This is a genomic window from Pelagibius sp., from assembly GCF_965249265.1.
Classification (GTDB): Bacteria; Pseudomonadota; Alphaproteobacteria; order Kiloniellales; family Kiloniellaceae; genus Pelagibius.
In genome coordinates this window covers 624,797-646,323 of the sequence record NZ_OZ252224.1, presented here as the reverse complement: position 1 = coordinate 646,323, position 21,527 = coordinate 624,797, and the positions used below count along the sequence as shown (strand labels likewise).

The window sequence follows — 21,527 nt, the reverse complement described above, 5'->3', positions numbered from 1 at the left end:
TTAACTTGATGGCCTAAAAGGCTTGCCAAGGCAAGCCGGTGCGTCGAGGCGGCCCTTCCAGGGGCCGGCGGCGATAATCGTCAGTACAAGAATGGTCGCCAGATAGGGCAGCATGGACAGCACCTGGGCGGGGATCTCGACCCCCGCGCCCTGGCTGTAGAGCTGCAGGATGGTGACCCCGCCGAAGAGGTAGGCCCCGGCCAGCAAGCGCCCGGGCCGCCAGGAGGAAAACACCACCAGGGCCAGGGCGATCCAGCCGCGCCCCGCCGTCATGCCCTCGTTCCACAGCGGCGTGTAGGCGAGCGACAGGAAGGCCCCGCCCAGGCCCGCCATGGCGCCGCCGAAGAGCACGGCGCGGTAGCGCACGGCGATGACGTCGTAGCCGATGGAATGGGCCGAGATGTCGGATTCGCCCACCGCGCGCAGGATCATCCCGGCGCGCGATTTCTTCAGGAACCAGGCAACGGCGAAGACCGCGAAGATCGACAGATAGACCAGGGCGTCGTGGGCGAAGAACAGCGGCCCGACCAGCGGCAGATCGCTGAGGCCGGGGATCGCCAGCTTGGCCAGAGGCTCCACCGGGATGCCGATGAAACCGACGCCGAGCAGGGCGGAAAGGCCGAGGCCAAAGATGGTGAGCGCCAGGCCGGTGGCGACCTGGTTGGCCGCCAGGGTGAGGGTCAGGACGCCGAAGATGAAGGCCATGGCCATGCCCGCCGCCGCTCCCGCCAATACGCCCAGGGTGCCGGAGCCGGTGGTCACGGCGACACCAAAGGCGGTGACAGCGCCCATGATCATCATGCCCTCGACCCCCAGGTTGAGGACGCCGGATTTCTCCACCACCAGCTCGCCCAGCGCCGCGAAGAGCAGCGGCGTCGCCGCGCCGACCACAGTGAGGATGATCGGCACCAGGGCCTCCGCGCTCATGGCGCCACCTCCACGCTCTGAGCCGGGTTGGAGGTGTCGCCCGCCGGACGGCGATAGCGGATGCGGTAGCGCACCAGGAAGTCGGAGGCGAGCAGGAAGAACAGCAGCAGGCCCTGGAACACGCCGGTCACCGCCTGGGGCAGGCCGACCACCACCTGGGCGTTCTCGCCGCCGATGTAGGAAAGCGCCATCAAAAGGCCGGAAAGGATGATCCCCAGGGGATGCAGCCGCCCGAGGAAGGCGACGATGATGGCGGTGAAGCCGTAGCCCGGGGTGATGACCGGCACCAACTGGCCGATGGGCCCGGCGACTTCGAAGGTGCCGGCGAGCCCGGCGAGGCCGCCGCTCAGCAGCAGGCAGAACCAGATGAGACGCTTGCCGCTGAAACCGGCATAGCGCGCCGCCGCCGGGGCCTGGCCCAGCACGCGGATCTGAAAGCCGACGATGGTGAAGGTCATCATCACCCAGCCCGCGACGGCAATGGCAATGGCGAGACCGCTGCCCAGGTGCATCCGCGTACCCTCCAGCAGGATTGGCAGCAGGGCCGAATCGCTGAACATGCGCGACTGCGGAAAGTTGAAACCCATGGGATCTTTCAGGGGGCCGAAGACGAGAGTCGAAAGGAACAGCGTCGCGACATAGGTCAGCATCAGGCTGGTCAGGATCTCGTTCACGTTGAAACGGCTGCGCAGGAAAGCCGGGACCGCCGCATAGGCCATGCCGCCCAGGATGCCCGCCGCGCACATCAGCGGCAGGATCCACCAGCCCGCCTGGTTCCAGAAGGCCAGCGCCACCACGCCGCCGGTGATCGCCCCCAGCGTCAACTGGCCCTCGGCGCCGATATTCCAGACATTGGCGCGGAAACCGACGGCGAGGCCGACGCCGATCATGATCAAGGGACCCGCCTTCACCATCAGTTCGCTGAGGCCGTAGAGGCTGAGCAGCGGCGAGATGAAGAAGTGATAGAGCGCCAGCAGCGGGTCGTAGCCCATGAAGAGAAAGATGAAGAAACCGGCGATCACGGTCAGCGCCACCGCCAGCAGCGGCGTGGCGTAGAGCAGGCTGCGCGGGATCTCCCGCCGCGCCTCGATCTTCCAGGAAGCGGGACTAAGCAACATTTGCCGTCTCCGCTTCCGCCTCTGCCGGAGCGGTATCGAGGCCGTGCACGCCGCCCATCAACAATCCGATTTCCTCGACCGAGGCGTCACGTGTCGCCATGGCGCTGGAGAGCACCCCGACATTGATCACCGCCAGGCGGTCGGTGATCGCCAGCAGTTCGTCGAGGTCCTGGGAGACGACCACCACCGCGACGCCCTCGGCCGCCAAATCGGCCAGGGCCTGGTGGATGGTCGCCGCCGCCCCGGCATCGACGCCCCAGGTCGGCTGCGAGACCACCAGCACCGTCGGCTTCTGCAGGATCTCCCGCCCGACCACGAACTTCTGCAGGTTGCCGCCGGAGAGACTGCCGGCGGAAACGCCGGTGCCCGGCGTGCGCACGTCGAAGGTCTTGACGATTTCCGCGGCGAAGCGCGCCGCCGCCCCGGCCCGGATGAAAAGAGAGGAGACGAGGCCCATGCGGTGATGGGCGCTGAGCACGCCGTTCTCGCTGAGGCTCATGCCCGGCACCGCGCCGTGGCCGTTGCGCTCCTCCGGCACCGAGCAGAGCCCGTGCTTGCGCCGCCGCCCGGCATTGCCGCGGCCGAGCGCTTTGCCGTCGATGCGCAGCACCGCGTCGTGATCGGCCAGCCGCTCGCCGGAGAGGCCCAGCAGCAGTTCGTTCTGGCCGTTGCCGGCGACCCCGGCGATGCCGAAGATCTCTCCCGCGCGCACCTGGAAGGAGATGTTTTTCAGATCGACGCCGTGCAGGTCTTCGGAGGCCAGGGTGAGCCCCTCAACCACCAGCCGCGGCTCCCCGAAGCTTTCGGCGCCGCGCCGGGTGACGCTCTTCAGCTCGGCCCCGATCATCATCTGCGCCATCGACTTGGCGGTCTCCGCCGCCGGGTCGCATTCCCCCACCACCCGGCCGCCGCGCAGGATGGTGGCGCGGTCGCAGAGCTGTTTGATCTCCTCCAGCTTGTGGGAGATGTAGAGGATGGAAACCCCCTCCGCCGCCAGCTTGCGGAGGGTCTGGAACAGGCGCTCCACTTCCTGCGGGGTCAGCACCGAGGTCGGCTCGTCCATGATCAGCAGCTTGGGGTTCTGCAGCAGGCAGCGCACGATCTCGATGCGCTGACGCTCGCCCACCGAGAGCGTATAGACGTCGCGGTCGGGATCGAGCGGCAGGCCATAGGCCTGCGAGACCTCGCGCACCCGCGCCGCCAGCGCCGTCATGTCGCCGGGCCTGTCCATGCCGAGCGCGATGTTCTCCAGCACCGTCATCGCCTCGAAGAGGGAGAAGTGTTGGAACACCATGCCGATGCCCAGCGCCCGGGCGGCATGGGGATCGGCGATATGCTGTACGTCGCCGTCCCAAGCCAGCGTCCCCTCGTCCGGATGCAGCACGCCGTAGATCATCTTCACCAGCGTCGACTTACCGGCACCGTTCTCGCCCAGCAGTGCATGAACCTCCCCCGGCGCCACCGCGAAGTCCACGCGGTCGTTGGCCAGCACGCCGGGAAAGCGCTTCGTGACACCCTTCACTTCCAGGCGGGGGGGACTCATGCGTCATCTCCCGCTGCTTCCGCGCGCAGGCGTTCTATGGTCATCAGGACGCGCTCCGGCGTCGCCGGGGCATCCAGGCGCGGACAGGTGCGGTGGTCGGCCACCGAGGCGACGGCATCGGAAAGCGCATGCAGGACCGAGATCGCCAGCATCAGCGGCGGTTCGCCCACGGCCTTGGAGCGGAAGATGGTTTCCTCGCGATTGGGGCTGTCCTTCAAAAGGTCGACATTGAAGACATGCGGGCGGTCGCCGCAGGCCGGAATCTTGTAGGTCGAGGGCGCATGGGTGCGCAAGCGCCCGGCGTCGTCCCACCACAGTTCCTCGGTGGTGAGCCAGCCCATACCCTGGACGAAGCCGCCTTCGATCTGGCCGAGGTCGAGGGCCGGGTTCAGGGACTCGCCGACATCGTGCAGGATGTCGACGCGGGTCACCCGGTACTCGCCGGTCAGGGTGTCGACCGCCACCTCGCTGACCGCCGCGCCGTAGGAGAAGTAGTAGAAGGGCCGGCCCCTGCCCGCGGCGCGGTCCCAATGAATCTTCGGCGTCTTGTAGAAGCCCGTCGACGACAGGGAGACGCGGGCCAGGTAGGCGGCGTTCACGAAGTCGGCAAAGGCGATCTTCTGATTGCCGACGCGCACCGCGCCGGGCAGAAACGCGACCTGCTCCTCCGGCACCTCCCAGTTCTCGGCCGCGAAGTCGACGAGGCGCGCCTTGATGGTATTGCAGGCGGCGAGCGCGGCCATGCCATTGATGTCGGAGCCGGAGGAGGCCGCGGTGGCCGAAGTGTTCGGCACCTTGCCGGTGGAGGTGGCGGTGATGCGCACCCTGTCGATGTCGACCTGAAAGGCCTCGGCCACCACCTGGGCGACCTTGGTGTAGAGACCCTGCCCCATCTCGGTACCGCCGTGGTTCAGGTGGATGGAACCGTCGCGGTAGATGTGCACCAGCGCGCCGGCCTGGTTGTAGGCGGTGAGGGTGAAGGAGATGCCGAACTTCACCGGCGTCAGCGCGATGCCGCGCTTGATTACCAGCGAGGTTTCGTTGAAGGCCCTGATCTCCTTGCGCCTGGACTGATAGCCGCTGTCGGCCTCCAGCTTCTCGATGATCTCCGGCGCAATGTTGTCCTCGACCTGCTGGTGATAGGGCGTCATATCGCGGCCGTCGGGGCCGTAGAGGTTCAGCTTGCGGATTTCCAGCGGGTCCTTGCCGAGGGCGAAGGCCACCTCCTCGATCACCCGCTCGCCGCCGATCATGCCCTGGGGGCCGCCGAAGCCGCGAAAGGCGGTATGGGAGCAAGTGTTGGTTTTGAGAGGCTCCGAGGTCAGGCGCACGTCGGGGAAGTAGTAACAATTGTCGGCATGAAAGAGGGTGCGGTCGGTGACGGGGCCGGAGAGATCCGCCGACCAGCCGCAGCGCGCCGCATAAGTCATTTCCACCGCCAGGATGCGGCCCGCGTCATCGAAACCGACGGCGTAGTCGATCTCGAAGTCGTGACGCTTGCCGGTGATCGCCATGTCGTCGTCGCGGTCGGGGCGGACCTTGGCGGCGCGTCCGGTTTTCTTGGCGACAAGAGCCGCCACCACCGCAAAGAGGTTGCCCTGGGTCTCCTTGCCGCCGAAGGCACCGCCCATGCGCCGCACCTCAGTCGTCACAGCATTGGCCGGCACCCCAAGCGCCCCCGCGACCATGGTCTGGATCTCCGTCGGGTGCTGGGTCGAAGACAGCACCCGCACCTCGTCGTCCTCGCCCGGGATCGCCATGGCGATCTGGCTTTCCAGATAAAAGTGTTCCTGTCCGCCCAGAGCCATACGGCCGGTGATCCGCCGCGGCGCGTCTCGCAGAGCCGCCGCCGCATCGCCGCGCGCCAGCGTCATGGGTTCGGTCACCAGCGCGCCACCTTCCCGCGCCTCAGCGAAGCTCAACACCGCCGGCAAGGGCTCGTAGTCGATCTGCGCCAGGCGCACCGCGAGGCGCGCCTGCTCACGCGTCTCCGCCGCCACGGCGAAGACCGGCTGGCCGACATACTGCACCGTCTCTTCCGCCAGGATCGGTTCGTCATGGCGGTGGGTCGGGCTGATGTCGTTCTCTCCCGGCACATCCGCCGCCGTCATCACCAGCACCACGCCCTCGGCCCGGCCTACGGTCTCCAAGTCGAGTTTCCTGATGCGGCCGTGGGCGATGGTCGAAAGGCCGAGACAGATGTGCAGCAGGCCCTGGGGCGCCGGCAGGTCGTCGATGTAGGACGCGGCGCCGGAGACGTGCTTGTGCCCACTGTCATGGCGCCAGGACGAGCGCACGCCGCCCGCAATGCTCTCGGCGGTCTTGATCGCTTCAGCCCTCTTGATGGTCTCAGCGCCCTCAGGCATGGGCGAGCCCTCTGGTGCCGACAAGTCTGGTTTCGCAGTCCGGCGCGGTGGTTTCGATGAAGCAGCGCCGCAGGAGGTTCTGCGACACCTTCAGCCGGTAATCCGCCGAAGCGCGCCAGTCGGTGATCGGACTGAAATCCTCGGCCAGGGCCGCCATGGCGTGCGCCACCGCCGCTTCGTTCCAGGGCGCCCCGACGAGCGCCGCTTCGGCCTGCGGCGCCCGCTTTGGCGTGGCCGCGAGACCGCCGAAGGCAAGCCGTGCCGCGGTGACCGCTCCATCTTCAATCTGCAGACTGAAAGCGCCGAGCGCCGCCGAGATATCCTGGTCGAAGCGCTTGGAGATCTTGTAGGCGCGAAAGACCTGCCCGGGCGCCGGCAGCGGCAGGGTGATGCGCTCGACGAATTCGCCGGGCGCGCAGTCCTGCTTGCCATAGTCGATGAAAAAATCCTCAATGGGCAACGAACGGCCTTCGCCGCCTCTGCGCAGATGCAGGGTCGCCCCGGCGGCGATCAGCAGCGGCGGGGAATCACCGATGGGCGAGCCGTTGGCGACGTTGCCGCCGATGGTCCCGGCATTGCGGATCTGAACCGATCCGATGCGGCGGATCACCTCACCCATGTCCGGGTAGTGCCGGCCCAGCAGCGCCATGGCATCGCTGTAGCTGACCCCGGCACCGATCTCGATCGCCGTTTCGGTTTCTTCGATCCGCGCCAGCGCGGCGGCGCGGCCGGTGTAGATCACCGTCTGCGGCCGCTGCATGTCCTTGGTCACCCAGAGACCGACATCCGTCGAACCGGCGACCAGCGTCGCTTCCGGATGCTGAAGATAAAGCTCGGCCAAGTCATCCAGCCGCGCCGGGGCAAAGAACTGCCGCGCGCCTTGCGCATCCGCGACAGCGATGGTGGCGTCGTCCTGCAGGGCCGTCAGCTTTGCCAGCACAGCCGCTTCGTCGCGGGCGAAGGCATCGTTGCGTGGCTTCTTTTCGTATGCCTGTTTCGCCGCCTTGGCGATGGGGGCGTAACCGGTGCAGCGGCAGAGGTTGCCGGCCAGAACATCGTCAATGGTCTGATCGTCAGGCGCTTCGTCATGATCGCGGGTCATGGCAAAGAGCGACATGACGAAACCCGGCGTGCAGAACCCGCATTGCGAGCCGTGGCAGTCCACCATCGCCTGCTGCACCGGATGCAACGCGCCTTCCTTGGCCAGATGCTCCACGGTGATGAGCTGACAGCCGTCCAGGGTGCCGACGAACTGGATACAGGCGTTGACGGCCTCGTAGTGCAGGGCGCCGTCGCGCGGGCGCGCCAGCACCACGGTGCAGGCGCCGCAGTCCCCTTCGTTGCAGCCTTCCTTGGTGCCGACGAGATGTTCCTCCAGGCGCAGGTAATCCAGGACCGTCATGGTCGGATCGACCTGGGTCAGGCTGCGCGGCGCGCCGTCCAGAAGGAATCGGATTTCGCCGCGCATCGCTTCAGCTTCCCCGGTAGGTCGAGTAACCGTAGGGTGAGACCAGCAGCGGCACGTGATAGTGCTGGCCAGGCTCGGCAATACCAAAGCGAATCGGCAGCGCGTCCAGGAAGGCCGGAGTCGGCAGGGCAACCCCGAGGGCGCGGAAGTAGTCGGCAACGCGGAACACCAACTCATAGGTCCCGACGGTGAAGGCGTCCCCGGCCAGGAGCGGCCCGTCGCAGCGGCCGTCGGCGTTGGTTTCGGCGGTGATCAAATGATCCCGGCCCTGCCCGTCGCCCGAGAGACGGTAGAGGTCGATCCGCACCCCGGCGGCCGGACGGCCGGAAGCCGTGTCCAGCACATGGGTGGTCAGCTTTCCTGCGTTGGTCAGCTTTCCGGGTCCACTGGCGTCGCTGCCAGTCATATGTTCCCCCTCCTGATCAGCCCTGTCCTGTCTGGCTGCCCGGCGGTTCTCAACCACCCGGAAGCCTGCCCTTATTGGGCGGACCCTGTTTCTACTAGAGCGGATCATGTTTTGACGAAACCACTTTGTGGTTGCGCCAAAACATGTGAATCCGCTCTACACCTTAAAGTTAGAGCAGATTCACCGGATTGATGGATCGCACAGGCGACTCCATCAATTCGGACCTGCTCTAGAGGGGCCCTTGTTTTGTCGCTGACCTTATGAGTCGGATTATTCTCACCGGTCGCGACGGGAAACAGAAGACTACTCCCTCCTGAAGCAGTTTCAAAAAAAACCTGTAACTGCCGACCGCTTCATCTGCATTACTATAAACTTGACGCTATAACAGGCCACTGCCTGGAAGTAACAACGGCCAATAAAGTCAAACGAGGGGCGACGATGACCGGCGATTACCCACGCGATCTGATCGGCTATGGCGAAAATCCGCCGGATCCGGCCTGGCCCGGCGGGGCCCGAATCGCCCTGCAGTTCGTCATCAACTACGAGGAGGGCGGCGAGAACAGCATCCTCCACGGGGATGCGGCCTCCGAGGCCTTCCTCTCGGAGATTGTCGGTGCCCAGGCCTGGCCGGGCCAGCGCCACATGAACATGGAATCGATCTACGAATACGGCAGCCGTGCCGGTTTCTGGCGGCTCCACCGGCTTTTCGGGCAGGCCGGCCTGCCGGTGACGGTCTACGGCGTCGCCACCGCGCTGGAGCGCAACCCCGCCGCCGTCGCTGCCATGCAGCGCTCGGGCTGGGAAATCGCCTCTCACGGCCTGAAGTGGATCGAGTACAAGGATTTCACGCCTGAGGAAGAACAGGCCCATATGGATCAGGCGATCCGCATCCATGAGCGCGTCACCGGGGAGCGCCCGCTCGGCTGGTATACCGGCCGCACCTCCGAGCACAGCCTGGACCTGGTGATGGCCGAGGGCGGCTTCCTCTATTCCTCGGATTCCTATGCCGACGACCTGCCCTACTGGGTGGAGGGGCCGAAGGGCCCGCACCTCATCATTCCCTACACCCTCGACAGCAACGACATGCGCTTCGCCACGCCCCAGGGCTTCAACGCCGGCGACCAGTTCTTCACCTACCTGAAGGACTCCTTCGACCTGCTCTACGCCGAGGGCAAGGCCGGCGCCCCCAAGATGCTCTCGGTCGGCCTGCACTGCCGCCTCGCCGGGCGGCCCGGACGGGCCGCCGCCCTCGCCCGCTTTCTCGACTACGTGAAGTCCCACGACGCGGTCTGGGTCACCCGGCGCATCGACATCGCCCGCCACTGGCACGAGCACCACAGGCCGTGAGCGCCCTCAACGGCCTGGACCGTGAGACCTTCGTCTCCCGCTTCGGCGGCGTCTTCGAGCACTCCCCCTGGATCGCCGAAGCGGCCTATGATGCCGGCATCCCCAAAGGCACCGAGACGGCCGAGGCCCTGCACCGGCTGATGACCACGGCGCTGGAAAAGGGCACGGAGGCGCAGAAACGCGCCCTCATCACCGCCCACCCGGACCTTGCCGGGCGCCTGGCCGCCGCCGGGCGGCTGACCGCCGAATCGACCAGGGAACAGGCCTCCGCCGGGCTCGACCTGCTGAGCGACGACGAGCGCCGCCGCTTCACCGAACTGAACGAGCGCTACAAGGCGAAGTTTGCCATGCCCTTCATCATGGCGGTGAAGGGGTGCGGCAAGGACGAGATCCTGGCCGCCTTCAACGCGCGCCTGGAAAACGACGCGGCGGCGGAGTTCGCCACCGCCCTGAAACAGATCGAGCGCATCGCCCTCTTGCGCCTGAAGGACATCCTGCCATGACAATGACCGCACCCTCCCTGGCTGTTAGCGGCGCCCGCATCAAGGCCATGGTCGACGACTGGGCGCGCTTCAGCGAGGAACCGGACAAGTTGACCCGCGTCTTTCTGAGCCCCGAGCACAAGGCCTGCGCCGAGGCGGTGATCGCCGCGATGGAGGCTGCTGGCATGACCGCGCGGATCGACGCCATCGGCAATGTGGTCGGGCGTTACGAAGGCGCCGCAGCGGGCGCCAAGACCCTGATCACCGGCTCCCACATCGATACCGTGCGCGATGCCGGGGCCTATGACGGCAACCTGGGCGTTGCCCTACCCATCGCCTGCATCGCCGATCTCAACGCCCGCGGCAAACGCCTGCCCTTCGCCATCGAGGTCATTGCCTTCGGCGACGAGGAAGGCGTGCGCTTCCCCACCACCCTCTCCGGCTCCCGCACCATCGCCGGGACCGTCGACCCGGCCGTGCTCGATTTGCAAGACGACACGGGCGGCAGCCTGGCCGAGGCGCTGCGGAGCTTCGGCTGCGATCCCGGCAGCATCGCCAAGGAGGCTCGCAGCCCGGAGGACGTCTTCGCCTTCGTCGAGCTGCACATCGAACAGGGCCCGGTGCTGGAGGCTGAGGGCCTGCCGGTGGGCACCGTGACCGCGATCAACGGCGCCAGCCGCTTCGCCCTCACCCTGGAGGGCATGGCCGGCCACGCCGGCACCGTGCCCATGAACCTCCGGCGCGACGCCCTCAGCGGCGCGGCGGAGGTGATCGGCGCCATCGAACGCCTGGGCAAATCCGAAGCCGGCCTCGTCGCCACCGTCGGGCGCATCGAGGCGGCGCCGGGCGCGGTCAACGTGATCCCGGGCCGGGTCGACTTCACCCTCGACATCCGCGCGCCGGAAGACCGCCAGCGGGAAGTTGCCATCGCCGCCCTGGAACAGGACCTCGCCGCCATCGCCGAAAGGCGCGGGCTGAGGCTGACGGTCGAGCGCCTCTATGACGAAGGCGCCGTCGCCTGCGATACCGCGCTGATGGACGCACTGGACCGGGCCATCGAACGCCAGGGTATTCGGGTTCACCGCCTGCCCAGCGGAGCCGGCCATGACGCCATGGCACTGGCCAGCCTCTGCCCCATCGCCATGCTGTTCCTGCGCTGCGGCGGCGGCATCAGCCACAACCCGCTGGAAAGCATCACGGCGGAGGATGCCGAAACCGGCGCCCGGGTCTTCCTGGATTTCCTGGAACACCTCGACCCGGATGCGCTGCGCCGGTAGCCCGACACAAAGAGATCAGAAAAGACCAACCTTATGAGCAATTCCGAGACCATCATCCGCAGCACCCTCGCCGCCGAAGGCGACGCCCAGGCGCGTTTCCTGGCTGAACTGGTGAAGGTGCCCTCCGACAATCCGCCGGGCGACTGCCGCGCCCATGCAGAGCGCGCCGCCGAGCTGCTGGAAGCGCTTGGCTTCGAAGTGGAACGCCATCCCGTACCGGCGGAAACCGTCACCGCCGCCGGCATGATTTCCGCCACCAACCTGGTGGTGCGCCGGAAATTCGGAGAGGGCCCCGTCGTCGCCCTCAACGCCCACGGCGACGTGGTGCCGCCGGGCGAAGGCTGGACCAAGGACCCATACGGCGCCGAAGTCGTGGAAGGATGGATGTACGGGCGCGGCGTCGCCGTCTCCAAGTCCGACTTTGCCACCTACACCTATGCACTGATCGCCCTCGACAAGGCGGCGGAAGCCGGCGCGAAGCTGGGCGGCACCGTCGAACTGCATTTCACCTATGACGAGGAAGTCGGCGGCGAGATCGGACCGCGCTGGCTGATCGACCAGGGCATCTCCAGGCCCGACCTCTCCATCGGCGCGGGCTTCTCCTACAACGTGGTGACGGCCCACAACGGCTGCCTGCACCTGGCAGTCACGCTGGAAGGCAAGTCCGCCCATGCCGCCATGCCGTTCACCGGCCATGACGCGCTGGAAGCCGCCAACGCCACGCTGACAGCCCTCTACGACTGGCGTAAAGGCCTCTCGGCCCAGGTCTCAAAGATCGAGGGTATCGGCAGCCCGCAGTGCACCGTCGGTCTGATCGAGGGCGGCATCAACACCAACGTGGTGCCGGACAAGGTGACCTTCCGCCTCGACCGCCGGATGATCCCGGAGGAAAGCCCGGCGGCGGTGGAGGCCGAACTGCGCGCCCTCATCGAAGACGCGGCGAAACCTTTCCCCGGCATCACCGTGACCATCAAGCGCGTGCTGCTGGCCGCCCCGCTGATGCCGCTGCCCGGCGGCGAAGACCTGACCGAGGTCCTGGCCGGACGGGCCTCTGAAGTAACGGGTGAAACGGTGGTGGCCAAGGGCGTGCCGCTCTACACCGACGCCCGCCACTACACCGCCTCCGGCGTGCCCACGGTGCTCTACGGCGCCGGACCCCACAGCATCGAAGAAGCCAACGCCCACCGCGCCGACGAACGCCTGCCCCTCGACGACCTCGCCAAGGCGACGGAAGTGGTGGCGCTGACGCTATTGGATTTGTTGAAGGAAGCTTAAGCTCTTTACAAAGCCTTCCGGAAGATCACCTTGTCCTCTCCCGCGCAGTAGAAGTCGCGGAGGCGGGCTTCTTCGTCGTAGCCGTTTTTGCGGTAGAAGGCCCGCGTCTGCGCGAAGCTGTCGAGGCCGGAGGTTTCGATGAGGAGCAGGCGCTGACCCTTGGCCCGCAGCTCGTCTTCGACGTGGCGCAGCAGGGCGGTCCCCCGGCCCTGCCCCTGGCAGTCCGGATACACGCCGATGAAGTAGAGGTTCCAGACGGCATCAGCCATCATCTCCGGTGCGTAGTAGGCGGCGGCCCGCAGGCCGCCGCTTCCCCCACTCTTGTCCTGATCCTCATCGACGATCCAGAGGTGGTCCTCGCCGAGGTCGCCGGCGAAAGCGGCCGAGACCATGGCCTCGAAGTCTTCGAGTTCAGGCGCCTGGAAAAGGCCGGTGGCTTCGGCCAGGGCCATCAACGCGGCCCTGTCGCCGGGCCGGGCGGGCCGGATGCTGTTCGTGTTTTTCATGGTTCTTGGTTTCCTGTCGTTAGCGGTTGTCGAGTTGCGCGCGCACCGATACACGGCCCAGGCGCGTAGCGCGGTAGGGGCCGCCGTTCGAGGAGGCGATCAGCCGCCGTTTGCGCAGGCGGTCGAAGACCGCCAGGGTGCAGTCGCTGAGGATATGGCCCTCTCGGGTTACGCAGAGGACTTTGATGATTTTTCGGCCCACACCACGGCCATTGGGGCCACGTTCTTTGGAGCCGCGCGTATGGCGGATATGACCGCCCTGCGCGAGCACGTGCAGCACGCGCTGTTCAGCTTTGGAAATATTCAATGGATTTACTCGGACTTGAGATGGCACCAGACAGCGCTGCCGGCCCGTCCTTGTCAGGAAGGTCCCCAACGCCGCTCTCTCATGTCTCCCGAAAGGGAGACATCAGCGGGCTACCGCAATCTCCAACATAAAAGCTCCGAGTATGGGCGACGGTTCCGATAACTGTCGTCGCCAAAGGTTAGATAGCGAGGCAAGCCCGCGGCTTCAAGCCGTATCGGCCGCCTTTTTCTCCACCAACGCCAACCAGTCCTGCAGATCCGCCAGCAACTGGTCGCGGGGCATCCAGACCAGACAGAAGGCACAGCTGCCGCGAAAGGAATTCAGCCACTCCACCCCCGCTTCGACCCTGGTGTAGCCGTAGCGCGCGGCGACACCCTTCTCCACCAGCTTGGGTTCGACGAAGCTGTAGGTGAAATCGGTGTTCCAGCGGGTCAGCGCCAGGGCGCGGGAGATGCGCGGCAGCAGGCCGGAGAGCCCCTTGCCGCGATAGTCCGGGCGGTACCAGCCGGCGCCGCTGAAAACCACCGGCCCGGTGATCCCGACCGACGAAGGCGCTTCGCAGACCGCCCGCTCCGCCGGCAAGCGCGCGGCCTCCGGCGCGGCATAGGCAAGCCGCAGGGATTCGAACTCGGCCTTGAAGTGGGTGCCGGTCCAGTCGTAGAAACGCGCGCACTGGGTCGCCACGATATCGCCCCGGCTGTCGCGGCCGGAAATCCAGAAGGCATTCTCCGCCGTCAGGCGGTTCAGCCGCGGATCGTACATCGGTGTCAGGGGATACCAACTTTCCTGCTGCGTGGCATTGAAGGCCAGCAGAGCCTCGAAATCCTGCTCGATGGTGAGCCGGATACCGAGTTCGTCCGCCACCCTTTCCGCCGCCGCAAAAAAACGGCCGAGCAGCGGCAGGGGGCCGAATCGAAGCGCGATCTGCCCGCGCAGGTCGTTCAGCGACGACGCCACGGAGCCAGCCTGTGAAACCATCGGGATCAGTCCCGGAAGTGGCTGTCGGCGATCAGGCTCAACATCTCGAACATCACCGACATGGTCACCATGGAGGTGATCTTGTTGGGGCTGTCCTTGGTCGGCATCAGACAGGCGACGTCGCCGCCGATGATGTTGAAACCGCGCACCGCCCGGAGCAGCGCCATCGCCTCGTCGATCATGAAGCCGTTGCAGCCGGCCTCGATGTTCGCACAGCCCGGCGCCACGGTCGGGTCGAGGCAGTCGAGGTCGAAGGTGATGTAGACCGGATGGTCGCCGATGCGCTGCTGGATAATGTCGATGGCAGCCGCAGCACCGATCTCCTTGTAGCGGTCCATGGTGATGACCTCGTAACCGAGATCATAGCTCGGTTTCAGCCAGTCGAGGGTACGGGCGTTGCCGCGGATGCCGACCTGGACGCTGCGGCGGGCATCGACATGGCCGTCGCGCACGAGGTAGGCGGCCCAGTGCGCCGCCGATTTCTCGGCACCGAGAAAGTGCTTCATGTTCGAAAAAGCATCGGTATGGGCATCGAAGTGCAGGATCGCCGCCTTCTTGCCGCCGGTCAGCCGCGAGTCCGCCCCGCCCAGGGCCTGCAGGATGCCACCGGTGATGGAGTGATCGCCGCCGACCGATACCGGGCGCGTTCCGGCGGCATCGACGGCACGGTAGAACTCGGTGATGCGCTCGATGGAGCGCTCGTTGTTGTTGGCCTCCGGCAGGGGCACGTCCCCCAGATCGTTGATCCGGCATGTGTTCCAGGGGTCGAGCCCGAAATGCATATGAACCCGCCGGCCGTTGGCCGAGACGTCGCGCACCGCCCGCGGACCCAGATGCTGATCCCGCTCGGTGGTGCCGTTGCCGGTCGAATGGGGCACGCCCACCAGGCCGATATCGCAGGCCGCCGGGTCGGGACCGTGGGGCGCCCTGAACAGCGTCGGGATGCCCCACCAGTAGAGCGCATCCATAAAGGCTTTGTGGTCGCGCGCCGGCTGCGGCGCAGAGTCGTCCGGTGCCATCTTCATCTCCCTCAGGCTGTCTCGTTGCGCGCAGACTATCAGGGGACAGCGGCAAAGGTGACGAATTCTTGGGGCAGCCGCGTGAAGAGGCGCGCGGCTAAGCGCCCAGCGCTTTCTGCAGCGCGTACCACGAATTCTTCGGCTGCCGCTCCAGCGTCTCGAAGTCGACATGCACAAGGCCGAAGCGCTTGTCGTAGCCCAGCGCCCACTCGTAGTTGTCCAGCAGCGACCAGATGAAGTAGCTCTTCACCGGCACCCCTGCATCGATCGCCCGGCGCACCTCGGCGAGATGACAGTTCAGATAGTCGATGCGCTGCGTATCGGCCACCCCCTCGGCGTCGAGCGTATCGTCGGACGACATCCCATTCTCGGTAATGTGGATCGGCAGCCCCCTGGCATAGGTTTCATGCATCCAGGTGATGAAGTGATAGAGACCTTCGGGATAGACTTCCCAGCCCATGGAGGTCTTCTCCAGCGGCCCCTTGACCGCCTTCAGCGCCGGGAAGAGAGTGCCGCTGTCGGGAGCGATCAGCTTGCGGGTGTAGTAGTTGATGCCCAGCCAGTCGACCGGCGCCCCGATGATCTCGAAATCATCCGCGAAGGCCTTGGGCATATGCGGTTCCAGGCCGGCCAGCACGTCCGCTGGATAAGCTTTGTCGAAGACGCCGCCGGCGAACCAGCGATTGTAGATGCCGTCATAAAGCTTTGCGGCGGCCCGCGCCTCGGGGCTTTCGTCGGCGGGCTGCGCGTATTCGAAATTCATCACCACGCCGACATTCTTCACGCCGAGACCGCGCATCACCTCGACCGAGCGGCCATGCGCCAGGAGAACGAAATGCATGGCATGGGCCGCAGCCCGGATATCGCGCAGGCCCGGGGCGTGCTGGCCCAGGAAGTGGCTGAGCCAGGCGATACACCAGGGTTCGTTGAAGGTCGCCGAGGCGGCCAAACGGTCGCCGAGGCGGCGCATCACCACCTCGGTATAGTCGGCGAAGCGGTCAGCGATGCTTCGGTTCTGCCAGCCCCCCAGGCTGGCCAGGGGCGACGGCAGGTCCCAGTGATAGAGCGTGGCGAAAGGTTCGAGGCCGCGCGCCAGCATGCCGTCGATCAGCCTGTCGTAGAAATCCAGACCGGCCTCGTTGACGCTGCCCCATCCCTCCGGCAGCACCCGCGCCCAGGAGATCGAGAAGCGATAGCAATCGAGGTTGGCATCGCGGACAAGATCGAGATCTTGCCGCCAGCGGTGGAAGTGATCGCAGGCGGTCGCCCCGTTCTCGCCACGCACGACGTTGCCCGGTGTCGCCGCGAAACTGTCCCAGTGGGAAGCCCCGCAGCCGCCAAAGGCGCTGCCCTCAATCTGATAGCTGGAGGTCGCGGTACCGAACTTGAAATCCGGCGGAAAGTCGGCCCTTCCGAAAAGCAGCCTGGAGTCTTCCCTCTTGGCGGACGTCAAGAGACTTCCTTGGCGAGCGAGCGGCTCAATTCCTTGCAGGGCGTTGTGCTTCTGCCGACCACAAGTTCGGCCTCCCAAAGCTCCTGGACCGCATCTTCGCTTTTGGACTCGATCTGGTGGATCAGCATCTCGGCCACCCGCTGCCCCGCCTGCCAGATCGACGAGCGCATGGCTGTCAGAAACGGAATGTCGGCGGACTGAGATGCGGCGCCCGACTGCAGAAACGACAAACGGTCGTCAAAGGTGAGCAAGGAGACGTCGCTTCCCGGCCGCAGGCCCATTTCGCTCAAGGCCCGTACGGCGCCCATGGCCGGCAGGACACTCGAAAAAAGAATGGCCGTCGGCGGCTGCGGCAGCGCCAGGAACTGAAGGGTCGCGCGATAACCATAAGGCTCGACCATGTCTTCGCTGGTAATCAGCGCCGGATCGAGATCGATGCCTCTGGCGGCCAGCCCGGTTTCATAACCCTGACGCCGCCTATGAGCGAAATTCATGGTCTCCAGACCGTTCACCAGGGCGATGCGGCGATGGCCGAGGTCGGCGAGAAACTCCGTCGCCCGCAGGAAGGCGCCCCGGCTGTTCACATCCAGCCAGGAGTAGTCGAGGGCTTCGCCACCGCCACGCCCATGCACGACGAAAGGCAGGCCGATCGACTTCAAAAGCGGAATGCGCGGCTCATCGACCAGAGGGCCGTGCACTACTACGCCGTCGACACGGCTGCGGCGGGCAAAGTCGCGGTAGACGCTTTCCTCTTCCTCTTCTCTGACCACGCGGATCAGCATGTCGTAGCCGGCGCGCGCATAGGCTTCGCTGGCGCCCCCCATAAAGTCCGAGAAGTGAGGATTGATCATGCGGTGGAAGGACAGCGGCACCACATGGCCAATCACCCGGGTCCGGCCGGTCGCCAGACTCGTCGCGCTGGGGCTTGGCCGGTAGTTGAACTCGGCGGCCGCGGCCAGGACCCGCTGCCGGGTTTTCTCGCTGACCTCGGGAAAGCCGTTCAGCGCCCGGCTGACCGTCGTTTGCGACAGGCCAAGGCACTCCGAGAGTTGCTTCAGATTGACGATTTTCTCAGGCAAGAGGCGTAGCTCGCACTTAAAAGCGCTTTGGATTTATGAGATTCCAGAGGCGCTGGTAAAACGTGAGTAACTACCGATGATGGCAGACCGCTTCGCGATCCGTCAAGGAGGCACAGAATAACCAATTGAAAATCGTGACATTTATAGGCTTTAGCAGGAATGTCGCTCACGTAGCGCTTGACTATTTATAGATTACAAGTAGAAAGTGTGTTGTTCAAAGCGCTTTGAATTTCGGGAATTCCCGGCCAAAGCACACGGGTGACATGGGACATCCCGGCAAAGCCGGCCAAGCTGTCGCATCGTCCAAAAAAGTGTGCGCCAAGAAAGCCTTGAGGGAGGTAACTCATGAGAAACTCAGTCACTGCCGGTGCGGTTGTGCTGATCTTTTCCACCGGCGTCGCCTTTGCCGATGACAGCCTGAAGTTCATCCCCGGCGAAGACGCCCGCTTCAATTGGGCCAGCTACGAGGATTTCAAGAGCAAGCACGACCTTAGCGGCCAGGAACTGAGTATCTTCGGGCCCTGGCGCGGCGAGGACCAGGACTTGGTCGAAAGCATGCTGGCCTACTTCAAGGCGGCGACCGGCGCGACGATCAAGTACTCCTCTTCGGAAAACTACGAACAGCAGATCGTCATCGATACCCAGGCCGGCAGCCCCCCCAACATTGCGATTCTGCCGCAGCCGGGCCTGATCGCGAACCTCGCCTCCAAAGGCTTCCTGACGCCGCTGGGCGATCCGGCCGCCGATTGGATCAAGGAAAACTACGCCGCCGGCGCCGACTGGGCCGACCTCGGTTCGTTCAAAGGCAAGGATGGTGAGCCGGCTTTCTACGCATTCCCCTATAAAGCCGACGTGAAGTCACTGGTCTGGTACCTGCCGGAGAACTTCGAGGATGCGGGCTACGAGGTACCGACCACGATGGAAGAGCTTAAAGAGCTCACCGACCTGATCGTTGAGGAGGGCGAGACGCCCTGGTGCATCGGTCTGGGCTCCGGCGGCGCCACCGGCTGGCCGGCGACCGACTGGGTCGAGGAGATGCTGCTGCGCACCCAGACTCCTGATGTCTACGACCAGTGGGTCACCAACCAGATCGCCTTCGACGACCCGCGTATCGTCGCCAGCATCGAGGAGTTCGGCGCCTTCGCCCGCAACGACAGCTATGTGGACGGCGGCGCGGCGGCAGTGGCCTCCACGGATTTCCGCGACAGCCCCAAGGGTCTCTTCGCCTCACCGCCGAAATGCTATCTGCACCGCCAGGCCTCTTTCATTCCCAGCTTCTTCCCCGAGGGAACGGTACTGGGCGAGGACGTCGATTTCTTCTACTTCCCTGCCTATGCCGAAAAAGACCTCGGCAGCCCGGTGCTCGGCGCCGGCACTCTGGCGGTCATCACCAAAGACAGCCCCGCGGCCCATGTCTTCATCGAATGGCTGCAGACCCCCATCGCCCATGAGGTCTGGATGGCGCAGTCCGGTTTCCTCACCCCCTTCAAGGGTGCCAACACCGAGGCTTATGCCAACGAACCTCTCAGAAAACAGGGCGAGATTCTGTTGGGGGCGACCACTTTCCGCTTCGACGGATCGGACCTGATGCCCGGCAAAATCGGGGCCGGCGTGTTCTGGACGGCGATGATCGACTACGCCGGCGGAAAACCGGCCGCCGAGGTCGCATCGGAAATCCAGACGACCTGGGAATCGTTGAAGTAGCAACCAAGCCGGCGGTCGCGCGGCAAGCCAAAAGCCCTCAGCGGCGTTCCGCCCGGTGAAGACGGCAAGGGGGAGATCAGCGAGATGGGGCAGCTCCTATCGGCTCTAGTCATCATGATCCTGGGGGTCGGGGGCTGTGCGCTCTACTTCCTCGGGTCCAATGTTCTTCTGGACAAGCTCTATCCCGCCAAGGGCCAGGACACGGAAGTCGCCAGCCGCAACATCAACCGGGTGAACAGCATTCGCCCCTGGCTGTTCCTGGGGCCGGCCGTCCTGTTCCTGACCGCCTACCTGATCTACCCGGTTTTCGACTCCCTGCGCCTGTCGTTCCATGACCGCAGCGGCGATACCTTCGTCGGCCTCGGCAACTACATCTGGATGGTCAACGACCCGCTGTTTCGCGAGTCGATGTTCAACAACATGCTGTGGCTGATCGTCGTCCCGACGGCGGCGACCTTTTTCGGCCTCGTCATCGCCGCGGTGACCGACCGCATATGGTGGGGCAACATCGCCAAGAGCCTGATCTTCATGCCCATGGCAATCTCCTTCGTCGGCGCCTCGGTGATTTGGAAGTTCGTCTACGACTATCGCGGCGAAGGCTCGGAGCAGATCGGCATTCTCAATGCCGTCGTCACCGCCTTCGGCGGCGCGCCCCAGGCCTGGATCACCCTGCCGTTCTGGAACAACTTTTTCCTGATGGTGATCCTGATCTGGATTCAGACCGGCTTTGCCATGGTCATCCTCTCGGCGGCTCTGCGCGGAATCTCGGAAGAGACCATCGAGGCCGCGGTGATCGACGGCGCCAATCCGGTGCAGATCTTCTTCAAGATCATGATTCCGCAGATCTGGGGCACCATCGCCGTGGTCTGGACCACCATCACCATCCTGGTGCTGAAGGTCTTCGACATCGTCCTCGCCATGACCAACGGCCAGTGGAACTCTCAGGTGCTGGCCAACCTGATGTTCGACTGGATGTTCCGCGGCGGCGGCGATTTCGGCCGCGGTGCGGCCATCGCCATCGTCATCATGGTGCTGGTGATCCCGATCATGGTCTGGAACATCCGCCGGGCCAACGCAGAGATGGAGGGCCGCTGACATGGCCGTCGCCGCAAGCTCCCGCGCGCCGCTGACCTGGGCGGTCCACATCGCCGCCCTGCTGCTGGTCGCCCTCTGGGTTTTTCCCACCTTCGGGCTTTTCGTTTCCTCCATCCGCGACAAGGACCAGATCGCGGTTTCGGGCTGGTGGACCGCGCTGACAAGCTCAACGCAGAACCAGGTCACCCGCGCACCGGGGGCCGACGGTCAGATCGAGCGCGATGGAGTCTTCGTGATCGCCGGCAACGTCCTGGAAGGCGGCTCCGGCAGTGTCTCCCACTTCGGTTTCTCCAGCCGTGCGCCCAAGGATTTTAAAGCCGGAGAGGTCGCGACCCTGCGCGACGGCTCCGAGCTGACGGTTCAGGAGGACGGCAGCTTCGAGATCACCGCAAACGAGGCTTTCACCAAGTCCAGAGGACAGCGCATCTTCTATACCGCCACGGCACCGCCGCGCTTCACCCTCGACAACTACGCCACGGTGATCGGCGCCGAGAACCTGGGCCAGTCCTTCATCAATTCGATGACCGTGACCATTCCGGCGACGGTGATTCCGATCCTCATCGCCGCCTTCGCGGCCTATGCGCTGGCCTGGATGCGCTTTCCCGGGCGCACCCTGCTCATCGCCGGGGTCGTCGGGCTGCTGGTCGTCCCCTTGCAGATGTCGTTGATCCCGCTGCTCTCGGCCTACAACACCATCGGCGCCTTTTTCGGGGTGCCGGCCAAGGCCTATCTCGGCATCTGGTTGGCCCATACCGGCTTCGGCCTGCCCCTGGCCATCTATCTGCTGCGCAACTACATCGCCGGGCTGCCGAGCGAGATCATGGAATCGGCAAGAGTCGACGGCGCCAACGACTTCCTGATCTTCGTGAAGATCGTCCTGCCGCTCTCCTTTCCGGCCCTCGCCTCCTTCGCGATCTTCCAGTTCCTCTGGGTGTGGAACGATTTGCTGGTCGCCATGGTGTTTCTCGGCGCCCAGGACGACGAGTTGGTGCTCACCGGGCGCCTCGTGAACCTGCTGGGCTCGCGCGGCGGCGACTGGGAGATCCTCACCGCCTCGGCCTTCATCACCATCATCGTGCCCCTGCTCGTCTTCTTCAGCCTGCAGCGCTATCTCGTGCGCGGCCTTCTGGCGGGCTCGGTGAAGGGGGGCTGATCCGATGACAGACAAGAACCGCGC

General features: G+C 65.3%; 19 protein-coding genes. 7 read left to right on the top strand and 12 right to left on the bottom strand.

Going from position 1 to position 21,527, the window contains the following annotated elements; genetic code table 11:
* Genes ACP146_RS03225 through uraH form a run of 6 tightly spaced genes read right to left on the bottom strand, consistent with a single transcriptional unit; the run spans position 1 to position 7,828 of the window.
* Entirely contained in the window at positions 1-927 is a 927-nt protein-coding gene (locus ACP146_RS03225; protein WP_422365329.1) for an ABC transporter permease, read from the bottom strand.
* Entirely contained in the window at positions 924-2,045 is a 1,122-nt protein-coding gene (locus ACP146_RS03220; protein WP_422365328.1) for an ABC transporter permease, read from the bottom strand. The genes ACP146_RS03225 and ACP146_RS03220 overlap by 4 nt, the downstream gene beginning before the upstream one ends.
* Positions 2,035-3,588: an ABC transporter ATP-binding protein gene (locus ACP146_RS03215; RefSeq protein ID WP_422365327.1), complete on the bottom strand. Its 1,554-nt coding sequence runs from the start codon at positions 3,586-3,588 to the stop codon at positions 2,035-2,037. The genes ACP146_RS03220 and ACP146_RS03215 overlap by 11 nt, the downstream gene beginning before the upstream one ends.
* Complete coding sequence (xdhB, locus tag ACP146_RS03210; protein ID WP_422365326.1) at positions 3,585-5,954, bottom strand: xanthine dehydrogenase molybdopterin binding subunit; 2,370 nt, start codon at positions 5,952-5,954, stop codon at positions 3,585-3,587. Before xdhB ends, ACP146_RS03215 begins: the two co-directional genes overlap by 4 nt.
* Positions 5,947-7,422, bottom strand: coding sequence for a xanthine dehydrogenase small subunit (gene xdhA, locus ACP146_RS03205; RefSeq protein ID WP_422365325.1), 1,476 nt, complete (start codon positions 7,420-7,422; stop codon positions 5,947-5,949). Before xdhA ends, xdhB begins: the two co-directional genes overlap by 8 nt.
* A gap of 4 nt (positions 7,423-7,426) precedes the next feature.
* Positions 7,427-7,828 (bottom strand): hydroxyisourate hydrolase, encoded by a 402-nt coding sequence (gene uraH / locus ACP146_RS03200; protein WP_422365324.1) that lies wholly within the window; start codon positions 7,826-7,828, stop codon positions 7,427-7,429.
* Positions 7,829-8,266: 438 nt separating this feature from the next.
* Here uraH and puuE point away from each other — a divergent pair, with 438 nt between their 5' ends.
* From puuE to ACP146_RS03180, 4 genes are read left to right on the top strand one after another with little or no spacing between them, the layout of a single operon-like run.
* Complete coding sequence (gene puuE, locus ACP146_RS03195) at positions 8,267-9,175, top strand: allantoinase PuuE (protein ID WP_422365323.1); 909 nt, start codon at positions 8,267-8,269, stop codon at positions 9,173-9,175.
* Entirely contained in the window at positions 9,172-9,678 is a 507-nt protein-coding gene (gene uraD, locus ACP146_RS03190) for a 2-oxo-4-hydroxy-4-carboxy-5-ureidoimidazoline decarboxylase (RefSeq protein ID WP_422365322.1), read from the top strand. Before puuE ends, uraD begins: the two co-directional genes overlap by 4 nt.
* Positions 9,675-10,934 (top strand): allantoate amidohydrolase, encoded by a 1,260-nt coding sequence (locus tag ACP146_RS03185; protein WP_422365321.1) that lies wholly within the window; start codon positions 9,675-9,677, stop codon positions 10,932-10,934. Before uraD ends, ACP146_RS03185 begins: the two co-directional genes overlap by 4 nt.
* A gap of 33 nt (positions 10,935-10,967) precedes the next feature.
* Positions 10,968-12,209, top strand: a complete 1,242-nt coding sequence (locus tag ACP146_RS03180) for a M20/M25/M40 family metallo-hydrolase (protein WP_422365320.1) — start codon at positions 10,968-10,970, stop codon at positions 12,207-12,209.
* Positions 12,210-12,214: 5 nt separating this feature from the next.
* Here ACP146_RS03180 and ACP146_RS03175 read toward each other — a convergent pair whose 3' ends face one another.
* The 6 genes from ACP146_RS03175 to ACP146_RS03150 all read right to left on the bottom strand — a co-directional run bounded on the left by ACP146_RS03175 (position 12,215) and on the right by ACP146_RS03150 (position 17,551).
* Positions 12,215-12,715, bottom strand: a complete 501-nt coding sequence (locus ACP146_RS03175) for a GNAT family N-acetyltransferase (RefSeq protein WP_422365319.1) — start codon at positions 12,713-12,715, stop codon at positions 12,215-12,217.
* Between the two features lie 19 nt (positions 12,716-12,734).
* Positions 12,735-13,022: a YjhX family toxin gene (locus tag ACP146_RS03170; protein WP_422365318.1), complete on the bottom strand. Its 288-nt coding sequence runs from the start codon at positions 13,020-13,022 to the stop codon at positions 12,735-12,737.
* Between the two features lie 204 nt (positions 13,023-13,226).
* Positions 13,227-14,000 carry a hypothetical protein gene (locus ACP146_RS03165; protein ID WP_422365317.1) on the bottom strand — a complete coding sequence of 258 codons (774 nt, stop codon included), beginning with the start codon at positions 13,998-14,000 and terminating at the stop codon, positions 13,227-13,229.
* A gap of 5 nt (positions 14,001-14,005) precedes the next feature.
* Complete coding sequence (locus ACP146_RS03160) at positions 14,006-15,019, bottom strand: arginase family protein (RefSeq protein WP_422365316.1); 1,014 nt, start codon at positions 15,017-15,019, stop codon at positions 14,006-14,008.
* A gap of 97 nt (positions 15,020-15,116) precedes the next feature.
* A complete protein-coding gene (locus tag ACP146_RS03155) occupies positions 15,117-16,472 on the bottom strand; it encodes a GH1 family beta-glucosidase (RefSeq protein ID WP_422365315.1) in 1,356 nt (451 codons plus the stop codon).
* Entirely contained in the window at positions 16,469-17,551 is a 1,083-nt protein-coding gene (locus ACP146_RS03150; RefSeq protein WP_422365314.1) for a substrate-binding domain-containing protein, read from the bottom strand. The genes ACP146_RS03155 and ACP146_RS03150 overlap by 4 nt, the downstream gene beginning before the upstream one ends.
* A gap of 345 nt (positions 17,552-17,896) precedes the next feature.
* On the opposite strand from ACP146_RS03150, the gene ACP146_RS03145 reads away from it, so the two are divergent.
* The 3 genes from ACP146_RS03145 to ACP146_RS03135 all read left to right on the top strand — a co-directional run bounded on the left by ACP146_RS03145 (position 17,897) and on the right by ACP146_RS03135 (position 21,503).
* Positions 17,897-19,255: an ABC transporter substrate-binding protein gene (locus ACP146_RS03145; protein ID WP_422365313.1), complete on the top strand. Its 1,359-nt coding sequence runs from the start codon at positions 17,897-17,899 to the stop codon at positions 19,253-19,255.
* Positions 19,256-19,339: 84 nt separating this feature from the next.
* Complete coding sequence (locus ACP146_RS03140) at positions 19,340-20,350, top strand: carbohydrate ABC transporter permease (RefSeq protein WP_422365312.1); 1,011 nt, start codon at positions 19,340-19,342, stop codon at positions 20,348-20,350.
* 1 nt (position 20,351) lies between these two features.
* Positions 20,352-21,503: a carbohydrate ABC transporter permease gene (locus tag ACP146_RS03135; RefSeq protein WP_422365311.1), complete on the top strand. Its 1,152-nt coding sequence runs from the start codon at positions 20,352-20,354 to the stop codon at positions 21,501-21,503.
* Positions 21,504-21,527 lie beyond the last annotated feature (24 nt).